The sequence below is a fragment of the Gammaproteobacteria bacterium genome (assembly GCA_029884425.1).
Taxonomy (GTDB): domain Bacteria; phylum Pseudomonadota; class Gammaproteobacteria; order S012-40; family S012-40; genus JAOUHV01.
Map to the genome: position 1 here is coordinate 29297 of JAOUHV010000011.1, position 14633 is coordinate 43929.

At 53.8% G+C, this 14633-nt stretch carries 13 protein-coding genes; 8 read left to right on the forward strand and 5 right to left on the reverse strand.

From position 1 onward, the window contains the following. The 5 genes from mrcB (at position 1) to motB (ending at position 5699) form a co-directional block, all read left to right on the forward strand. Entirely contained in the window at positions 1 to 2307 is a 2307-nt protein-coding gene (gene mrcB, locus OEW58_04915) for a penicillin-binding protein 1B (GenBank protein ID MDH5300685.1), read from the forward strand. Then, positions 2304 to 2663: a hypothetical protein gene (locus tag OEW58_04920; GenBank protein MDH5300686.1), complete on the forward strand. Its 360-nt coding sequence runs from the start codon at positions 2304 to 2306 to the stop codon at positions 2661 to 2663. Before mrcB ends, OEW58_04920 begins: the two co-directional genes overlap by 4 nt. A 594-nt stretch (positions 2664 to 3257) precedes the next feature. Further along, positions 3258 to 3656 carry a hypothetical protein gene (locus tag OEW58_04925; protein ID MDH5300687.1) on the forward strand — a complete coding sequence of 133 codons (399 nt, stop codon included), beginning with the start codon at positions 3258 to 3260 and terminating at the stop codon, positions 3654 to 3656. A gap of 243 nt (positions 3657 to 3899) precedes the next feature. Continuing rightward, positions 3900 to 4751 carry a flagellar motor stator protein MotA gene (motA, locus tag OEW58_04930; protein ID MDH5300688.1) on the forward strand — a complete coding sequence of 284 codons (852 nt, stop codon included), beginning with the start codon at positions 3900 to 3902 and terminating at the stop codon, positions 4749 to 4751. 9 nt (positions 4752 to 4760) lie between these two features. Then, positions 4761 to 5699: a flagellar motor protein MotB gene (gene motB / locus OEW58_04935; GenBank protein ID MDH5300689.1), complete on the forward strand. Its 939-nt coding sequence runs from the start codon at positions 4761 to 4763 to the stop codon at positions 5697 to 5699. A gap of 1 nt (position 5700) precedes the next feature. On the opposite strand, the gene folE2 is transcribed toward motB, so the two are convergent. The 5 genes from folE2 to OEW58_04960 form a co-directional block, all read right to left on the reverse strand. Continuing rightward, positions 5701 to 6492: a GTP cyclohydrolase FolE2 gene (folE2, locus tag OEW58_04940; GenBank protein MDH5300690.1), complete on the reverse strand. Its 792-nt coding sequence runs from the start codon at positions 6490 to 6492 to the stop codon at positions 5701 to 5703. Continuing rightward, positions 6493 to 6873 carry a 6-carboxytetrahydropterin synthase QueD gene (gene queD, locus OEW58_04945; GenBank protein MDH5300691.1) on the reverse strand — a complete coding sequence of 127 codons (381 nt, stop codon included), beginning with the start codon at positions 6871 to 6873 and terminating at the stop codon, positions 6493 to 6495. It abuts the gene before it with no gap. A gap of 13 nt (positions 6874 to 6886) precedes the next feature. Beyond that, entirely contained in the window at positions 6887 to 8788 is a 1902-nt protein-coding gene (gene dxs, locus OEW58_04950; GenBank protein ID MDH5300692.1) for a 1-deoxy-D-xylulose-5-phosphate synthase, read from the reverse strand. A gap of 105 nt (positions 8789 to 8893) precedes the next feature. Then, positions 8894 to 9787 carry a (2E,6E)-farnesyl diphosphate synthase gene (gene ispA, locus OEW58_04955; GenBank protein ID MDH5300693.1) on the reverse strand — a complete coding sequence of 298 codons (894 nt, stop codon included), beginning with the start codon at positions 9785 to 9787 and terminating at the stop codon, positions 8894 to 8896. Continuing rightward, the gene (locus OEW58_04960) at positions 9784 to 10032 is read right to left on the reverse strand and encodes an exodeoxyribonuclease VII small subunit (GenBank protein MDH5300694.1); all 249 of its coding nucleotides are present in this window, start codon (positions 10030 to 10032) and stop codon (positions 9784 to 9786) included. The genes ispA and OEW58_04960 overlap by 4 nt, the downstream gene beginning before the upstream one ends. Positions 10033 to 10137: 105 nt before the next feature. Between OEW58_04960 and OEW58_04965 the strand changes: the two genes are divergently transcribed. The 3 genes from OEW58_04965 to OEW58_04975 are packed head-to-tail and all read left to right on the forward strand — an operon-like array spanning position 10138 to position 14498. Continuing rightward, positions 10138 to 11148 (forward strand): hypothetical protein, encoded by a 1011-nt coding sequence (locus tag OEW58_04965; protein ID MDH5300695.1) that lies wholly within the window; start codon positions 10138 to 10140, stop codon positions 11146 to 11148. A gap of 1 nt (position 11149) precedes the next feature. Then, positions 11150 to 12709 carry a DNA mismatch repair protein MutS gene (locus OEW58_04970; GenBank protein ID MDH5300696.1) on the forward strand — a complete coding sequence of 520 codons (1560 nt, stop codon included), beginning with the start codon at positions 11150 to 11152 and terminating at the stop codon, positions 12707 to 12709. A gap of 10 nt (positions 12710 to 12719) precedes the next feature. After that, entirely contained in the window at positions 12720 to 14498 is a 1779-nt protein-coding gene (locus OEW58_04975; GenBank protein ID MDH5300697.1) for an N-acetylglutaminylglutamine amidotransferase, read from the forward strand. Positions 14499 to 14633: the final 135 nt, after the last annotated feature.

Sequence of the window (14633 nt, forward strand, 5' to 3'; positions counted from 1 at the left end):
TTGAAATTGTGGTACAAATACATGCGCTTCTTGTTGCGTTATTGGCTCGTGCTGTTGGGGCTGGTGGGCGTTGCCATTGCGGTGGCGATACTGTGGTTGTTTTTTTATGCTCTGGATCTGAACAAAACTGTTGTTGAGAAATTCGAAGGCAAGCGATGGTCGATTCCTTCCCGGGTGTATGCCCGACCTTTGGAGTTGTTTCCTGGAAAATATTTGAATCAGGAATCGTTTGAGCGCGAGCTGCAAACGGTCGGATATCAAATTTCCGATGATGGCTTAACGTCAGGTACATATGCGCGTCAAGGAAACCGGGTAACGTTAACTCGTCGTGCGTTCAAATATCCTGACGGTAAAGAACCATCGCTGTCTTTGACATTAAGCTTTGAGAACAACCGGGTCAAAATGCTGCAAGACGCCAAGACTGGACAGAATTACCAGTTGCAGCGGATTGAGCCCCTGTTGATCGCCAATATTTATCCGCGCCTCAAAGAGGATCGCGAGCTGCTGCGTTTGCAGGATTTGCCACCGGTGTTGGTGCAGGGCCTGCAGGCCATGGAAGACAGAAAATTCCAGAAACATCATGGTATCGACTTTCTGGGTATTCTGCGTGCAGCTTGGGCGAACCTGACGGCGGGCAAAGTGGTGCAGGGTGGAAGCACGCTGACACAACAGTTGGTTAAGAATTTTTATCTGGACAGTGAACTGACGCTGGAGCGCAAGTTCAACGAAGCGATCATGGCGTTCCTGCTGGAGATTCAGTATTCCAAAGAAGAAATTCTGGAAGCGTACATCAATGAAATCTACATGGGGCAAGAAGGGTCACGCTCCATTCATGGATTTGGCCAGGCAGCGTGGTTCTATTTTGGCAAGCCGGCATCAGAATTGACTGTCGGTGAATCTGCGACCCTGATCGCCATTGTGCCTGGTCCATCGCTTTATAATCCACGCAGATTCCATGAGCGCGTGCAGGCGCGTCGTGACATGGTGGTGGATGTATTGCTGGAAGATGGTCTGATCACTCAGGTGCAGGCAGTACAGGCTAAATATCGCCCATTGAAAGTGGTGCCGCGTTCCAGGTTGAGTTTTACCCAGTACCCGGCTTTCATCGATTTGGTGAAACAGCAATTGCGGCGTGATTACAAAGAGGAAGATTTGCGGTCTGATGGCCTGCGAATTTTCACCAGCTTTGATCCCAACGTTCACTACAACGCGCGACGTTCGTTGGAGCGCCAGCTGGCGCAGATGTATGTGCGCAACAATGCACCGTTGCAGGCAGGCATTGTGGTGACACGTCGTGGCACTGGTGAAGTCATGACGGTGATTGGTGATGTACGTCCTGGATTTGCAGGATTAAATCGAGCGTTATCCATTCATCGTCCGGTGGGATCTTTGCTCAAGCCTGCGATCTATTTGACCGGGGTTGAGCAGGAAAATTACACCCTGACCACCTTGGTGGATGATGACCCGATTCGTATTCCACAAGCCAGTGGCCAGGATTGGCAACCCAAAAATTACGATGGCGAAGTGCATGGCAACGTGCCTATGCTCAAGGCGCTGGCATTCTCCTACAATTTGTCAGCGGTGAATACCGGTTTGACCCTGGGTGTAGAAAATGTGATTCAGACGATTTCTGCGCTGGGCTACAAGGGAGAGATTCCGGTTTATCCTTCGGTGATGCTGGGAACGCAGGAAATGTCTCCGTTTGAAGTAACGCAAATTTATCAAACACTGGCGGATGACGGTTTTTACACGCCACTGCGCGCGGTACGGGAAGTGGTTGACTCAAACGGCAAATTACTGCGTCGTTACCCGATCAATACCGAGCAACGCTTCCCCGCAGAGAGCGTTGCGCTGATCAAATTTGCTTTGAACTACGGTTTGTACCACGGCACGGGGCGATCGGTGGGTGAGCGGTTGCAAAACAAAGTGCTCGCAGGCAAAACAGGAACGACGGATGATATGCGCGATAGTTGGTTTGCCGGATTTGGAAACGATTATGTCGGCGTTGTCTGGTTGGGCAATGATGATAACAAAGTGACCGGATTGACCGGCGCAACGGGTGCACTGCGAATCTGGGGTGAAATGATGCAAGGCATTGCTCTGGATTCGGTGCCAGACGCATTGCCTGATACCGTAAAATTGGTTGGTGTAGATTTAGAGTCTGGCCAATTGGGTGATGACAACTGTGAACACTTTGCAGTGCTGCCGTATAAAGATGGAACATTACCGGATGAAAAGGCTGACTGTGCAGGCTCGGACAGTACTGCCAGCACGGTTTGGGAAGACTTCATGGGATGGTTCCAATGAAAGTGGTGCTTGGGGTGCTGATTATTTTGCTGGCCGCCTGCGCCAGCCAGCCCCCGAGAGATGAACAAACGGAAATAAAAGAGCCTGCGCAGCATTCCTTGCTGATTTGGGCGGAAAAGCTGGAAGCTGCTGGTAGTTTTCAGCAATCTGCTTCACAAATCGAGCGTTTGTTGCGCCTCGAACCCCGCAATGCCCGTGCCTGGTACCAATTGGCACGGGTTCATTTTCGACTTGCACAATACAAACAATCACGCCAATTCTCGCTGCGATCGATCAGTTACGCCAACAATGATCGTTGGTTGCTAAAGAAAAATCACGAGCTGATTACGCAAATTGATGAGGCGACACGTCTCTAGTTTCTTGTTTGGATATAGTGAACATTTGTGTGAGTTCGAATTTGGCACTGTCTAACGATATTGTTGGTAATTTCAAAAACAACTGTAAGATGTTCATGATGCAGCGACGATGAATCATGGCATGCTGTCAATCAAAAATACAATCTTCTACTGTCTTCTGGCGACCAACGCCATTAAGAAAAATGGTAAATAGTTAAAGCAAAACCCCTTGATATGGATGTCACAAAGAAAGGCTCTTCGGGGCCTTTTTTTGTTGTTGCGAAAAATTAATAACATGGGATGTTTTCAGGTTTTCGTTATTTCGTTGAGTTTTTTAATTGGTCATTGTTCAGTTTATGTCATCGATATCTCATGAAGCAGAGGCATATGAATGCCGTTGGTTTATTGGTGTTCTCTCATGCGCCAGTGTGGCTGATTTGGGGAAAAACTTCACAATTCTCCAAAACGCGACAGCAGGCCCCCCGCGGTCGCTAAATTTTGCGTCGCTTCGGCGGCGCTTTTTTGTTTCTGAATAACCTACATCTTGTCAATATCAATGTTTACATTTATTGTATTCGACTAGTTTAACTTCATGGCTGCACTCCTGGGGGAGGCATGATCGAATTCGTTCAGATCGGTGTGGAGTTTTATTGCAAGGGAGAGCGTTTCGCATTGTCGTCAAAGGTCGGGCTGGATCACTTCATGGCGAGTGAGCCGCCTTACAATTTCCATGACCTGTTGGCCGAGCAACATAACATTGTTCCGGGAACGGAAGAGTACGGTGTTTTGCGTACGGCAAAGATCGAATTCAGCGAACTGGATGATGAAGCTCGCCAGTTTGTGGTTGATGGTGAACTTGATGTTGATCGCTGGATTCAACATTTGCGTGTGGAGCAGGAGCTAGAGGCTTTGCTTGAGGCCGCTAAATTTCATCTTGGAGCAGAGGATCTGGTTGAGCACAAAGAGCAGCTCAAGCAGATGTTGTTGAGCGCCCACGACAAAGATCGTCGTTGATAATGATGTCGCGTTGGATGTGATACCAGCCGCGCTTGCGGCTGTTTTGTTCTATTTTCCCTTTTGCTTCAATGTCGTTACGTTCCAGGGGGGGGCTGGGATGGTATCGAATTATCTGTTGGGTTTCCCAATCCAATGAATCTCATGCCTATTTAAGTCCTGCGCTGGTTTGTCGATATGGTGGCTGAACGGGAGGAAAACAGGGCCAGCCAAATGATGTACTGGGCGACATAGGAAGAGCAGATGAAAGCAATTGCCGGATTTATAATGGTGGTGGTGTGTGTGTTTGGCGGCTTTATGCTGTCCAACGGCCAGCTGTTGGCGCTGTGGCATCCACCGGAACTACTGATCATCGGTGGTGGGGCGTTGGGCGCATTTATCGTGGCCAACCCACCAGTGATTTTGAAAGCTGTTGCTGCAGGAATTCCCGGCTTGTTCAAAGGTTCGTCCTACAGTAAACAGTTGTACATGGATTTGTTGGCGTTGCTGTTCGAAGTGTTCCAAAAGGCGCGTAAGGAAGGCTTGATGTCGCTGGAAGCGCATGTGGATGAGCCAGACAAGAGCGCCATTTTCACCAAATACCCAAAAATATTGGCCAATCATCATGCCATGGATTTTTTGACGGATTATCTGCGGCTGATGGTGACCGGAACTGCCAACGCATTTGAGATGGAAAACCTGATGGATCAGGAGTTGGATACCCACCATCATGAGGTGTTGGCACCTGGTGAGGCAATGCAGACGATGGCTGATGGTTTGCCCGCGTTTGGTATCGTTGCGGCGGTTATGGGGGTGGTAATTACCATGAGTTCCATCGACCAAGGTGCGGAAGTCATCGGTGAAAAGGTGGCCGCGGCGCTGGTGGGAACCTTCGTGGGGATTTTGCTGGCCTATGGTTTGGCTGCGCCCATTGCCAACGCACTCAAGGCGGAAGCCGCCAACGAAAGCAAGTTCATCGAAGTAATCAAGGTGTCATTGTTGGCGTCACTTAACGGTTACAGCCCGCAGGTGGCCATTGAATTTGGTCGCAAGGTGATTCATTCGCACAATCGCCCGACATTCAGCGAACTGGAAGACTACGTGAAGCAAAAATAAGGTCTGACCATGGCTGAGAACGCGCAACCGATAATCGTCAAAAAAGTCAAAAAAAGTGCTCACGGGCACCATGGTGGCGCCTGGAAAGTGGCGTATGCTGACTTCGTGACGGCGATGATGGCGTTCTTTTTGTTGCTGTGGCTGTTGAACGTTTCAGACCCCGAGACTCGAGGTGGAATAGCCGCGTATTTTAATGACCCCAGTATCGTTCATGCCGCCGGCGGTGCCAGTACCAGCGTGATTGAAATTGGCAAAAATGTGGATATGGCGCGAGGTGAGGGTGAAAAAATGCGTGATTCGCAGGAAAGCGATACTGCAGGTGGCAACAATGCCCAGCAGGCTGAACTGCAACAATTGCTTGATCTGAAGGAATCGCTAGAACAACTGATTGAGTCGAGTCCCAGCATGATGCCGTTCAAAGAACAGATCATTCTGGATATTAACTCTGAAGGTTTGCGTATTCAGATCACCGACAAGGAAAATCGGCCCATGTTCGACTTGGGCGGTGCGCAGATGAAGTCATACACGCGCAAAATCTTCAAGGAAATTGCTCCCATACTGCAACAAATTCCCAACAAGGTAAGTATTTCCGGACACACGGATGCGTTGCAATTTTTTAGCAATGACAACAATTACAGCAACTGGGAATTATCTGCTGACCGGGCGAATGAGGCACGCCGCACCTTGATCAATTACGGAGTTCCGACGGCACAGGTTGCTCGCGTTATGGGGATGGCAGATAAGGCACCCTATGACAGCAAAAATCCAACGGCGGCAGTGAATCGCCGCATCAGTATCGTGGTGTTGAACGCCAAGGCTGAACAATCCATTTATCGCCAGGAAGGCGGTGATGGCGCCATTACGGTCATTCCCGCCATCCTGCCCAAAGAACTGAAGGAAGCCATCAAACGCGACGCTATGGAGCGTTCGGGCACCATTCAGCGCTAAATCAGAAGTTGTGCGAGATGAATCCGTACGCTGAGTGATTGTGGATGGATTCGAAATTTTCCGATTCCACCGTGTAGCCCACAATGCGCTCGTCGGCATTGAGTTTGGCTGCCACGTCCCGCACCATGTCTTCGACGAATTTGGGATTGTCGTAAGCGCGCTCGGTGACGTATTTTTCGTCGGGACGTTTGAGCAGTCCGTAGAGCTCGCACGAGGCTTCGGTTTCCACCAGGGTGATCAGTTCTTCAATCCAGACAAAATCACGCGTGCGCACGGTAACCGTGACGTGCGAGCGCTGGTTGTGCGCGCCGTAGTCAGAGATTTTTTTCGAACACGGACACAAACTGGTGACAGGTACCACGACCTTGATCAGCAGTTCGGGTTTGTCGCCCTTGATTTCGCCGATGAAGGTGACGTCGTAATCCATCAGGCTGGTGACGCCAGACACGGGCGCAGCCTTGTTGACGAAATAGGGGAACATCATTTCGATGTGGCCCGATTGCGCTTCCAGGCGCTCAAGCATTTCCTTGAGCATTTCCTTGAATGACTTGACGGTAATTTCGCGTTCGTGCTCGTTGAGAATTTCAACGAAGCGTGACATGTGCGTGCCTTTGAAATTGTGCGGCAAGTTGACGTACATGTTGAAGGTGGCGATGGTGTGTTGCTCGCCACTGGTCTTGTCTTTTACCCGCACTGGGTGCCGTATGTTCTTGATGCCCACTTTGTCGATGGGAATCTGACGGGTGTCAGCGCTGCTCTGAACGTCAGCGATGGGAGTGCAGGTGCCGGTCATTTATTCTTCCTCGTATCGCACGCAGGCACGCTCGGTTTCCCAGATGGTAATCGAACTGATACGGACGCGCTCGTCGTTGACAGTCTTGCTCAGCTCGGTAAAAAGGAAGCAAGCCAGGTTTTCTGCCGTGGGATTGATCTTGTCGAACGGTGGGATGTCGTTGAGATTGTAATGGTCGAGTTTGTCCAGCAGGGCCTTGGTGTGGCCCTTGAGGTCTTTGAAATCGATGCCCATGCCAACCTTATCCAGGGAGATGGCGGTGGCCTCAACCTCGATTTTCCAATTGTGACCGTGCAAACGATTGCAGGGGCCGTCATAACCACGCAGGTAATGAGCGGCGGCAAAGTCGGTCACGACTTTCATTGTGTAACGTGCTGCCATAATGTTGAGTATTTTACTTGGAGTTTGCGCCTATGGGTAGTCCCACAGAGCTAAAATGTGCCAAAACCTCTTCGGCGGCGCGGATTATACCACGACTGTCCAGGCCGCATTCGGCCAACAGTTGCTCGCGCGAGCCGTGATCGACGAAGATGTCAGGCAGGCCCAGGTGGATACAGCGGGGGACGTGTTCCATCAGTGACAGATACTCGGTGACTGCGCTGCCCGCGCCGCCAGCAATGGCGTTGTCTTCCAGGGTGATCAGCAGATCGTGGCGGGTGGCCAGATCCAGGATCAGCTCCTCATCCAACGGTTTGACAAAGCGCATGTTGGCCACGGTGGCGTCCAGCTGCTCGCCGGCGGCCAGTGCCTCGTGTAACAGTGCACCAAACGACAGGATCGCAACCCGCTGGCCCTGGCGACGGATTTCGCCTTTGCCCAGGGGCAGGGCGCGCATGGTGCTTTGCACGCTGACACCAGGGCCTTTGCCGCGTGGATAGCGGATGGCCGAGGGGCCGTCGAACTGGAAGCCGGTATACAGCATTTGCCGGCATTCGTTTTCGTCTGCTGGCGCCATGATCAGCATGTTGGGGATGCAGCGCATGAAGCTGAGGTCAAAACTGCCGGCGTGGGTCGGTCCATCCGGGCCAACCAGGCCGGCGCGGTCGATGGCGAACACCACCGGCAGATTCTGCAGTGCCACGTCGTGAACCAGTTGGTCATAGGCGCGCTGCAGGAAAGTGGAGTAAATGGCTACTACCGGCTTCAGACCTTCACAGGCTAAGCCTGCTGCCAGAGTGACCGCGTGTTGTTCGGCGATGCTGACATCGTAGTAGCGGTTAGCAAACTGCTGGGAAAATTCCACCATGCCTGAGCCTTCGCACATGGCCGGGGTGATGCCGATCAGGCGATTATCCTCGGCGGCCATGTCGCACAGCCATTGGCCAAACACCTGGGTGTAGCTGGGACCGCTGGCTTTGGGTGCGATGCGCTGGCCGGTTTCGGTACTGAGCGCGGCGACCGCATGGTAGGTGCAGGGGTCAGCTTCGGAGGGCGCGTGGCCCTTGCCTTTTTTGGTCACCACATGCAGGAACTGCGGGCCGCTGAAGTCACGCATGTTGCGCAGGGTGGACAGCAGGGCATCGAAATCGTGACCGTCGATGGGGCCGATGTAATTAAAACCCAGCTCTTCGAACAGGGTGCCGGGAATCACCATGCCTTTGACGTGCTCTTCGGCGCGACGCGCCAGTTCGGCCACGCCTGGCATGGATTTGAATACTTTTTTGCCGGTTTCGCGGGCTTGGGTGTAGAGCTTGCCGCTGAGAATTTTGGCCAGGTAATTGGACAGGCCGCCGACGTTGGGTGAAATCGACATTTCGTTGTCGTTGAGGATGACCAGCAGGTTGGCATCCAGATCGCCGGCGTGATTCAGTGCCTCAAACGCCATACCCGCAGTCATGGCACCATCGCCGATAATCGCGGCTACGTGGCGACCGGCGTTCTGCTGCTTGGCGGCCAGGGCCATGCCCAGTGCCGCGCTGATGGACGTGCTGGAGTGACCGACGCCAAAGGTGTCGTACTCGCTTTCACAGCGCTTGGGAAAACCGGCAATGCCGTTGCGCTGACGCAGGGTGTGCATCTGGTCGCGGCGACCGGTGAGAATTTTGTGCGGATAACTTTGGTGGCCCACGTCCCACACCAGCCGGTCTTCCGGAGTGTTGTAGACGTAGTGCAGGGCGATGGTCAGTTCCAGCACACCCAGCCCGGAGGAGAGGTGGCCACCGGTTTCACCCACGGATTCGAGCAGAAAACCACGCAATTCGCTGGCGAGTTTGGGCAGGTCAGACTCCGGTAGCTGCCTGAGCTCTTCCGGTCCGTCAATGGAAAACAGCAATGGATAAGAAGCTGGGTCGACCATGTTTTTGTAGTTTCGTCTGCGTAACCGATTAATTTATGAAAAGTATACCCTATTTGCGCTCAGGGCTGGCCTTCATTTCCACACTGCGGACCAAGAAAATCGGCGCTAGTGGCCCCGTTGCACGATGTAGGCCGAGATGGCGCGCAGGGTATCTGCCCGTCGGTCCAGTCCGCTCAGAGCATCAAGTGCCTGCTGATGTAGTTCCAGGGCAATTTTCTTGGCCCCATCCAGACCCAGCAGCGCCGGGTAGGTCGGTTTGTTCAGCGCAATATCAGCGCCCTGGGTTTTGCCCAGGGTCTCGGTATCGGCTTCCACATCCAGAATGTCATCACGTACCTGAAACGCCAGACCAACACAGCGGGCGTAGGTTTTCAGATTGTCGATGACGGCAGCATCCGCCTTGGCCACGTAAGCGCCCATTAGTACGCTGGCGCGAATCAGTGCGCCGGTTTTGTGCAGATGCATGTTTTCCAGTTCGGCCTGAGTCAGTTTTTGGCCAACGGACCCCAGGTCGATGGCCTGACCGCCGCACATGCCGACCGAGCCGCTGGCATTGGCCAGTTCGGCGATCAGTTTCAGTCGCGTGGCGGCATCACCGACGCGCTCGTCATTGGCCAGCACATCGAACGCCAGGGTTTGCAGCGCGTCGCCCACCAGGATCGCTGTGGCTTCGTCAAAGGCTTTGTGGCAAGTCGGCTTGCCGCGACGCAGATCGTCGTTGTCCATCGCCGGCAGGTCGTCATGCACCAGCGAATAGGCGTGAATAAATTCAATGGCACAGGCCGGAGCATCGAGCTGCGCCAGATCCGCGCCCAGTGCGCTGCCAGCGGCGTAGACCAGTACCGGACGCACGCGCTTGCCGCCGTTTTGGCTGGAGTAACGCATCGCCTCGTGCAGGCGTTGTGGCTGCTGGCTGGCGGGGGGCAAAAAATGCTCCATGGCGCTTTCCACGCGATCCTTGTAGGCGGCCAGGGTGGTTTTGAAATCGTCAGTGCTCATTCGTCGTTTTTACCTTGGAAGGCTTGGGGTTCCAGCGTGCCATTTTTTTCCATCAGGATTTGCACTTTTTGTTCGGCGTCTTGCAGGGCCTGTTGGCACTGTCGTGTCAGCTGAATGCCTTTTTCGAAGGCCTCCAGGCTGTCTTCCAGGCTGAGATCGCCTTGTTCCATGGTGCGGACGATGGTTTCCAGTTCGCTCAGTGCGTCCTCGAAACGAAGTGCATCCTCTTTCTTCTTCTTGGCCACAGCGGTACTCCGCGAAAAAAGCCGTAACTTACCAGCTTGGCGGCGAACGGGTCAATCTGCTGTCGGCAGGCTGACACCGGCAGGGGGAACGGCGATAATGGGCGCATGAATGAATCTAAACAACACATTAGCCTATTTTTACCCGCGTTTTTCCAACTGCCAGCCGAATTGCGAGCGACGTTGCTCGCCGATGGTTTGCCATTGTTACTGGGACGAGGCCAGCGGCTGGCGTCAGTCAACGGTGGTGACTGGCACGAGGCATTATGGCGTTTGCAGGGGATGGGCGAAGCCTTGGGCGAGGACGTGCCGGTGGCAGCGCTGCGCATGCTCGGTGCTGGGCAACCGCTGGAGTCGGGCGTGTACGCCTGCGTTGATCCGGTCAATGTCAGCCCCAATCGCGATCACCTGTTGCTGCTGGGCAATGACATGTTGGCGATCAGTCTGGCGGAGGCTCAGGCCTGGGCGGCGGAGCTGAACCGGTTTTTTGCCGATGACCAACTGCAATTAACCGTGCTGCAGAATAAACAGTGGGTGTGGCACAGTCCGACGCTTCCAGCGTTGCAGTGTTGTCCGCTGCGCGAAGCCACCGGGCGTAATGTGCGGCAGTGTTTGCCTCAGGGCGAGCAGGTGCCGGCGTGGACGCGGTTGCTGACCGAGGCGCAGATGTTGTTGCACAGCAGTGCCGGCAATGTGCAGCGGCGTGCGCGTGGACTGATGGAAGTCAACAGTCTGTGGCTGTGGGGTATGGGCCGCTTGCCGGCAGCCCGCGCGGGCAAGTTTGCGCGTCTGTACGGCGATGATGTGTTTGTTGCCGGCCTGGCGCAATTGACCGGCGCGAGCTATGCATCTCTGCCTGATGGCCCGGAGGCGGTGCTGCGTGACGTGACGGCGGATTCGGCGCTGCTGGTGTGGGACATTGATGCCCAGCAGGACGTGGCGGCACAGCTGATCCACTGGCAGCAGCAGTGGTTGTTGCCGCTGATGGCAGAATTGAAAGCAGGCCGCCTGGCGCGGCTAACCGTGGAACTGGGTGGGGGCGTGGCGCTCACTGCCACGGGCAAGGATTTGAAACGTTTCTGGCGACGCCGTCGGCGTCTGGACACTCTGGAGAGTTGATTTGAATTACGATCTGGCCGCGCTGGAGTTTGATGGCATTCGTCGATTGCTGGAAGGTTTGGCAGCAACGCCGTACGGTGCCGATGCCGCGCGCGGATTGGAGTCACCACCGAACGTTGAAGTTGCGCGGCAAATGCAGCGTGCGGTGAGCGCCGCGCGGTATCTGCTTGAAAGTCAGCGGACGCTGCGGATTGATTCACTGGCCAATGTGCGGCCTTCGCTGCGCCAGGTCGCCAGCCCCGGAGGAACCCTGAGCGCGAAAGCGCTGGCCAATTTGTTACAGGTGATGGACGCGGCGGCAAAGCTGCATCGGTGGGTGAGCGATGAACCTGCCCTGTATCCCGGTGATGCGCGACATCTGCTGGCGGATACAGCGTTGCAGTCGCTGTTGCAGACCACCGTGTCGGCATCGGGTGCGCTGCGCGATGATGCCTCGGAATCGTTGACGGCGCTGTGGCATGCGCAACGCAGTCAGAGTCGCGAAGTGGAAAAGCTGCTCAAGGCAATGATGCAGCGTGATGACGTTCGTCATTGTCTGCGTGACGAATCCAAGGTGATTTGGCAAGGTACGCGTGCAATGTTGGCAGTCAAGGCTGACAAGACAGAACAGATTCGCGGCGTGCGGCGTGGCAGTCATTATGGTGGTCGCGATGCGTTGATCGAACCGCTGGAAGCTGTGGCGCTGAACAACCAGTTGGAACGCACCAGCCAGAGCATTGGGGTTGAGCAACAAAAATTGTTGTGCGAAATCTCGGCGCAAGTTCAGCAGCACATTGACGCGCTGGAAAAAATGCTCGATGCCATTACCTGGATTGATTTGGCAATCGCCGCAGCGCAATTGAGCATTCAAACCGGCAGTCATGCGCCCGAGTTGCTGGACGAATCCTGCGTGGAACTCAATCAGGCTTATCACCCGCAGTTATTGCTGCAATTTATTCAGGGGGTCATTCCCCGGCCAGTGCCGATAACCTTGCATCTGAATGGCGAGCAGGGATTATTGCTGATCACGGGTCCAAACACCGGCGGAAAAACCGTGGCGCTGAAAACGCTGGGTTTGTTGGTATTGATGGCGCAATGCGGTTTACACATTCCGGCAGAACACGATTGTCGCATCGGCTGGTATGATGCGGTGATGGTCGACATGGGCGACCGGCAAAGTTTGTATCATCAGCTGTCGACTTTTGCCGGCCATGTGGAAGCGATGAAACGTATTTTGAATTTGGCCGGTGAGCATTCATTATTGCTGCTGGATGAGTTAGGAACGGGAACCGATCCCGACGAAGGTGCAGCATTGGCCATGGCGATTCTGGATGAACTGATTGCACGTCGGTGCCAGGGCTTGGTCAATACCCATCTTTCACCGCTGAAGGATTATGCCGCGCAGCAACAATACATCCAGAATGCGGCAATGGTGTTTGATCCAAAGACATTGTCACCGACCTACGAATTGCAAATCGGGGCCAGTGGCGTTTCGCTGGGGTTGATCATTGCCGAACGCAATGGTTTGCCGGCGGGCCTGGTGGCTCGCGCCCGCGATTATCTAAAACAAATTGAATCTTGAAAGAAGTGCTATGTGCGGAATTTGTGGTGAACTTCGTTTTGATCAGCAAGCAGCCAGTCGTGAACACATCGATGCGATGCTTCACAAACTGGAACGTCGTGGCCCGGATGCCGCTGGCCATCATTTGCGTGGTCCGCTAGCGCTGGGACATCGCCGTTTGGCGATTATTGATTTGTCGGAGCGCTCCAATCAACCGATGGTTGATCAACAGTTGGGATTGACGCTGGTGTTCAACGGCACAATTTACAACTACAAAAAATTGCGTTCCGAATTGCGGCAGAAGGGCTACCAATTTTTTTCCGATGGCGATACCGAAGTCATCATCAAAGCCTATCACTGCTGGGGCGAAGCGTGTGTGGAACGCTTGCACGGCATGTTTGCGTTTGCACTTTGGGATGAAGGACGCCGGACGCTGTTTTTGGCGCGGGATCGGTTTGGCATCAAGCCGCTGTATTTTACCCAGACGCAGCAATTTTTCCGTTTTGCTTCCAACATTCAGGCATTGCTGGCGGCAGGTGGTGTCGACACTGATATCGATCCGGTGGCATTGCATCACCAACTGAGTTTGCATGCGGTGATTCCTGCGCCGCGCACCATCCTCAAAGGCGTACACAAACTGGAACCCGGTACCTGCATGCGCATCGACGGCGAGGGCGAGATTACCGAGCATCGCTACTGGCAGTTGAACGCACAGCGTCCCAGCGAAAATTATTCCGAACAGGAGTGGCAGGAGCGCATTCATCAGGCATTGCGTGACGCGGTGAAAAAACGCAGTGACGTGGCAGACGTCCCTGTGGGTGTGTTGCTGTCTGGCGGTTTGGATTCCAGTTTGTTGGTCGCGTTGCTGGCGGAAGCTGGCGTAAAGGACATTCGTACTTTTTCCATCGGCTTTGAAGACATCGGCGATGAGCGCGGCAGCGAGTTTGAATTTTCTGATCAGGTGGTTGAGCGTTATCAGACGCGTCACCGTAAGCTGCATATTCCCAACGATCAGGTGCTAAAGCGTCTGCCTGAGGCGGTGGCCAACATGGCTGAGCCCATGGTGGGACAGGATGCGGTGGCGTTTTATCTGCTGGCCGAGCAGGTGTCCAAAGAAGTGAAAGTGGTGCAAAGCGGCCAGGGTGCCGACGAGGTGTTTGCCGGTTATTTCTGGTACCCGCAAATGAACGAGGCTCAGGGCAGTGATCTGGAGCGTTTTGCCGACCGTTATTTTGATCGCAGCCACGAGGAATATCTGCAAACCGTGACTGAAAAATATCACGGCACAGATTACACCAGCGCGTTGATTGGCAAAATGTTGGGCCAGCCTGGAGCAGATACTTTTATCGACAAAGTATTGCGCCTGGATGTGACAACGCTGATTGTCGATGATCCGGTAAAACGCGTAGACAACATGACCATGGCCTGGGGCCTGGAAGCTCGCGTGCCGTTTTTGGATCATCAGTTGGTGGAACTGGCGGCGCAAATGCCACCGGAGCTGAAGCTGGCCTCGGGCGGCAAGCACGTGTTGAAAAATATTGCGCGCGGTTTGATTCCCGATGGCGTGATTGATCGTCCCAAGGGCTATTTCCCCATGCCGGCGTTGAAATATGTGCGCGGCGAATTTCTCGAATTTATGCGCGAGATTTTATTGTCGGAGACGTGTCAGCGGCGCGGATTATTTCAGCGTGCCTATGTGGAAAAATTACTCGCCGATCCAGAGTCGCATCTGACGCGCATCAAAGGCAGCAAGCTGTGGCACTTGGCGCTGTTGGAATTGTGGCTGCAAACCAATGTGCAACAAAGCTGACAAAAAAAGTCGGCTTTAAACTGTAGTATTTTACTAGGGTATCCGATATAATTTTGAGCATGTAGCATAGTGAATATGTAACTTATTGATTTTATATAGTAGACTCGGCAGGGTCAGTGCTTTTTTGGAGTTAGA

Bases quoted from the DNA above. Each gene is read 5' to 3' on its own strand.
- motA (MDH5300688.1), top strand. From the start codon at position 3,900: ATGAAAGCAATTGCCGGATTTATAATGGTGGTGGTGTGTGTGTTTGGC.
- queD (MDH5300691.1), bottom strand. From the start codon at position 6,873: ATGGCAGCACGTTACACAATGAAAGTCGTGACCGACTTTGCCGCCGCT.
- motB (MDH5300689.1), top strand. From the start codon at position 4,761: ATGGCTGAGAACGCGCAACCGATAATCGTCAAAAAAGTCAAAAAAAGT.
- OEW58_04925 (MDH5300687.1), top strand. From the start codon at position 3,258: ATGATCGAATTCGTTCAGATCGGTGTGGAGTTTTATTGCAAGGGAGAG.
- OEW58_04975 (MDH5300697.1), top strand. From the start codon at position 12,720: ATGTGCGGAATTTGTGGTGAACTTCGTTTTGATCAGCAAGCAGCCAGT.
- folE2 (MDH5300690.1), bottom strand. From the start codon at position 6,492: ATGACCGGCACCTGCACTCCCATCGCTGACGTTCAGAGCAGCGCTGAC.
- OEW58_04920 (MDH5300686.1), top strand. From the start codon at position 2,304: ATGAAAGTGGTGCTTGGGGTGCTGATTATTTTGCTGGCCGCCTGCGCC.
- dxs (MDH5300692.1), bottom strand. From the start codon at position 8,788: ATGGTCGACCCAGCTTCTTATCCATTGCTGTTTTCCATTGACGGACCG.
- ispA (MDH5300693.1), bottom strand. From the start codon at position 9,787: ATGAGCACTGACGATTTCAAAACCACCCTGGCCGCCTACAAGGATCGC.
- OEW58_04965 (MDH5300695.1), top strand. From the start codon at position 10,138: ATGAATGAATCTAAACAACACATTAGCCTATTTTTACCCGCGTTTTTC.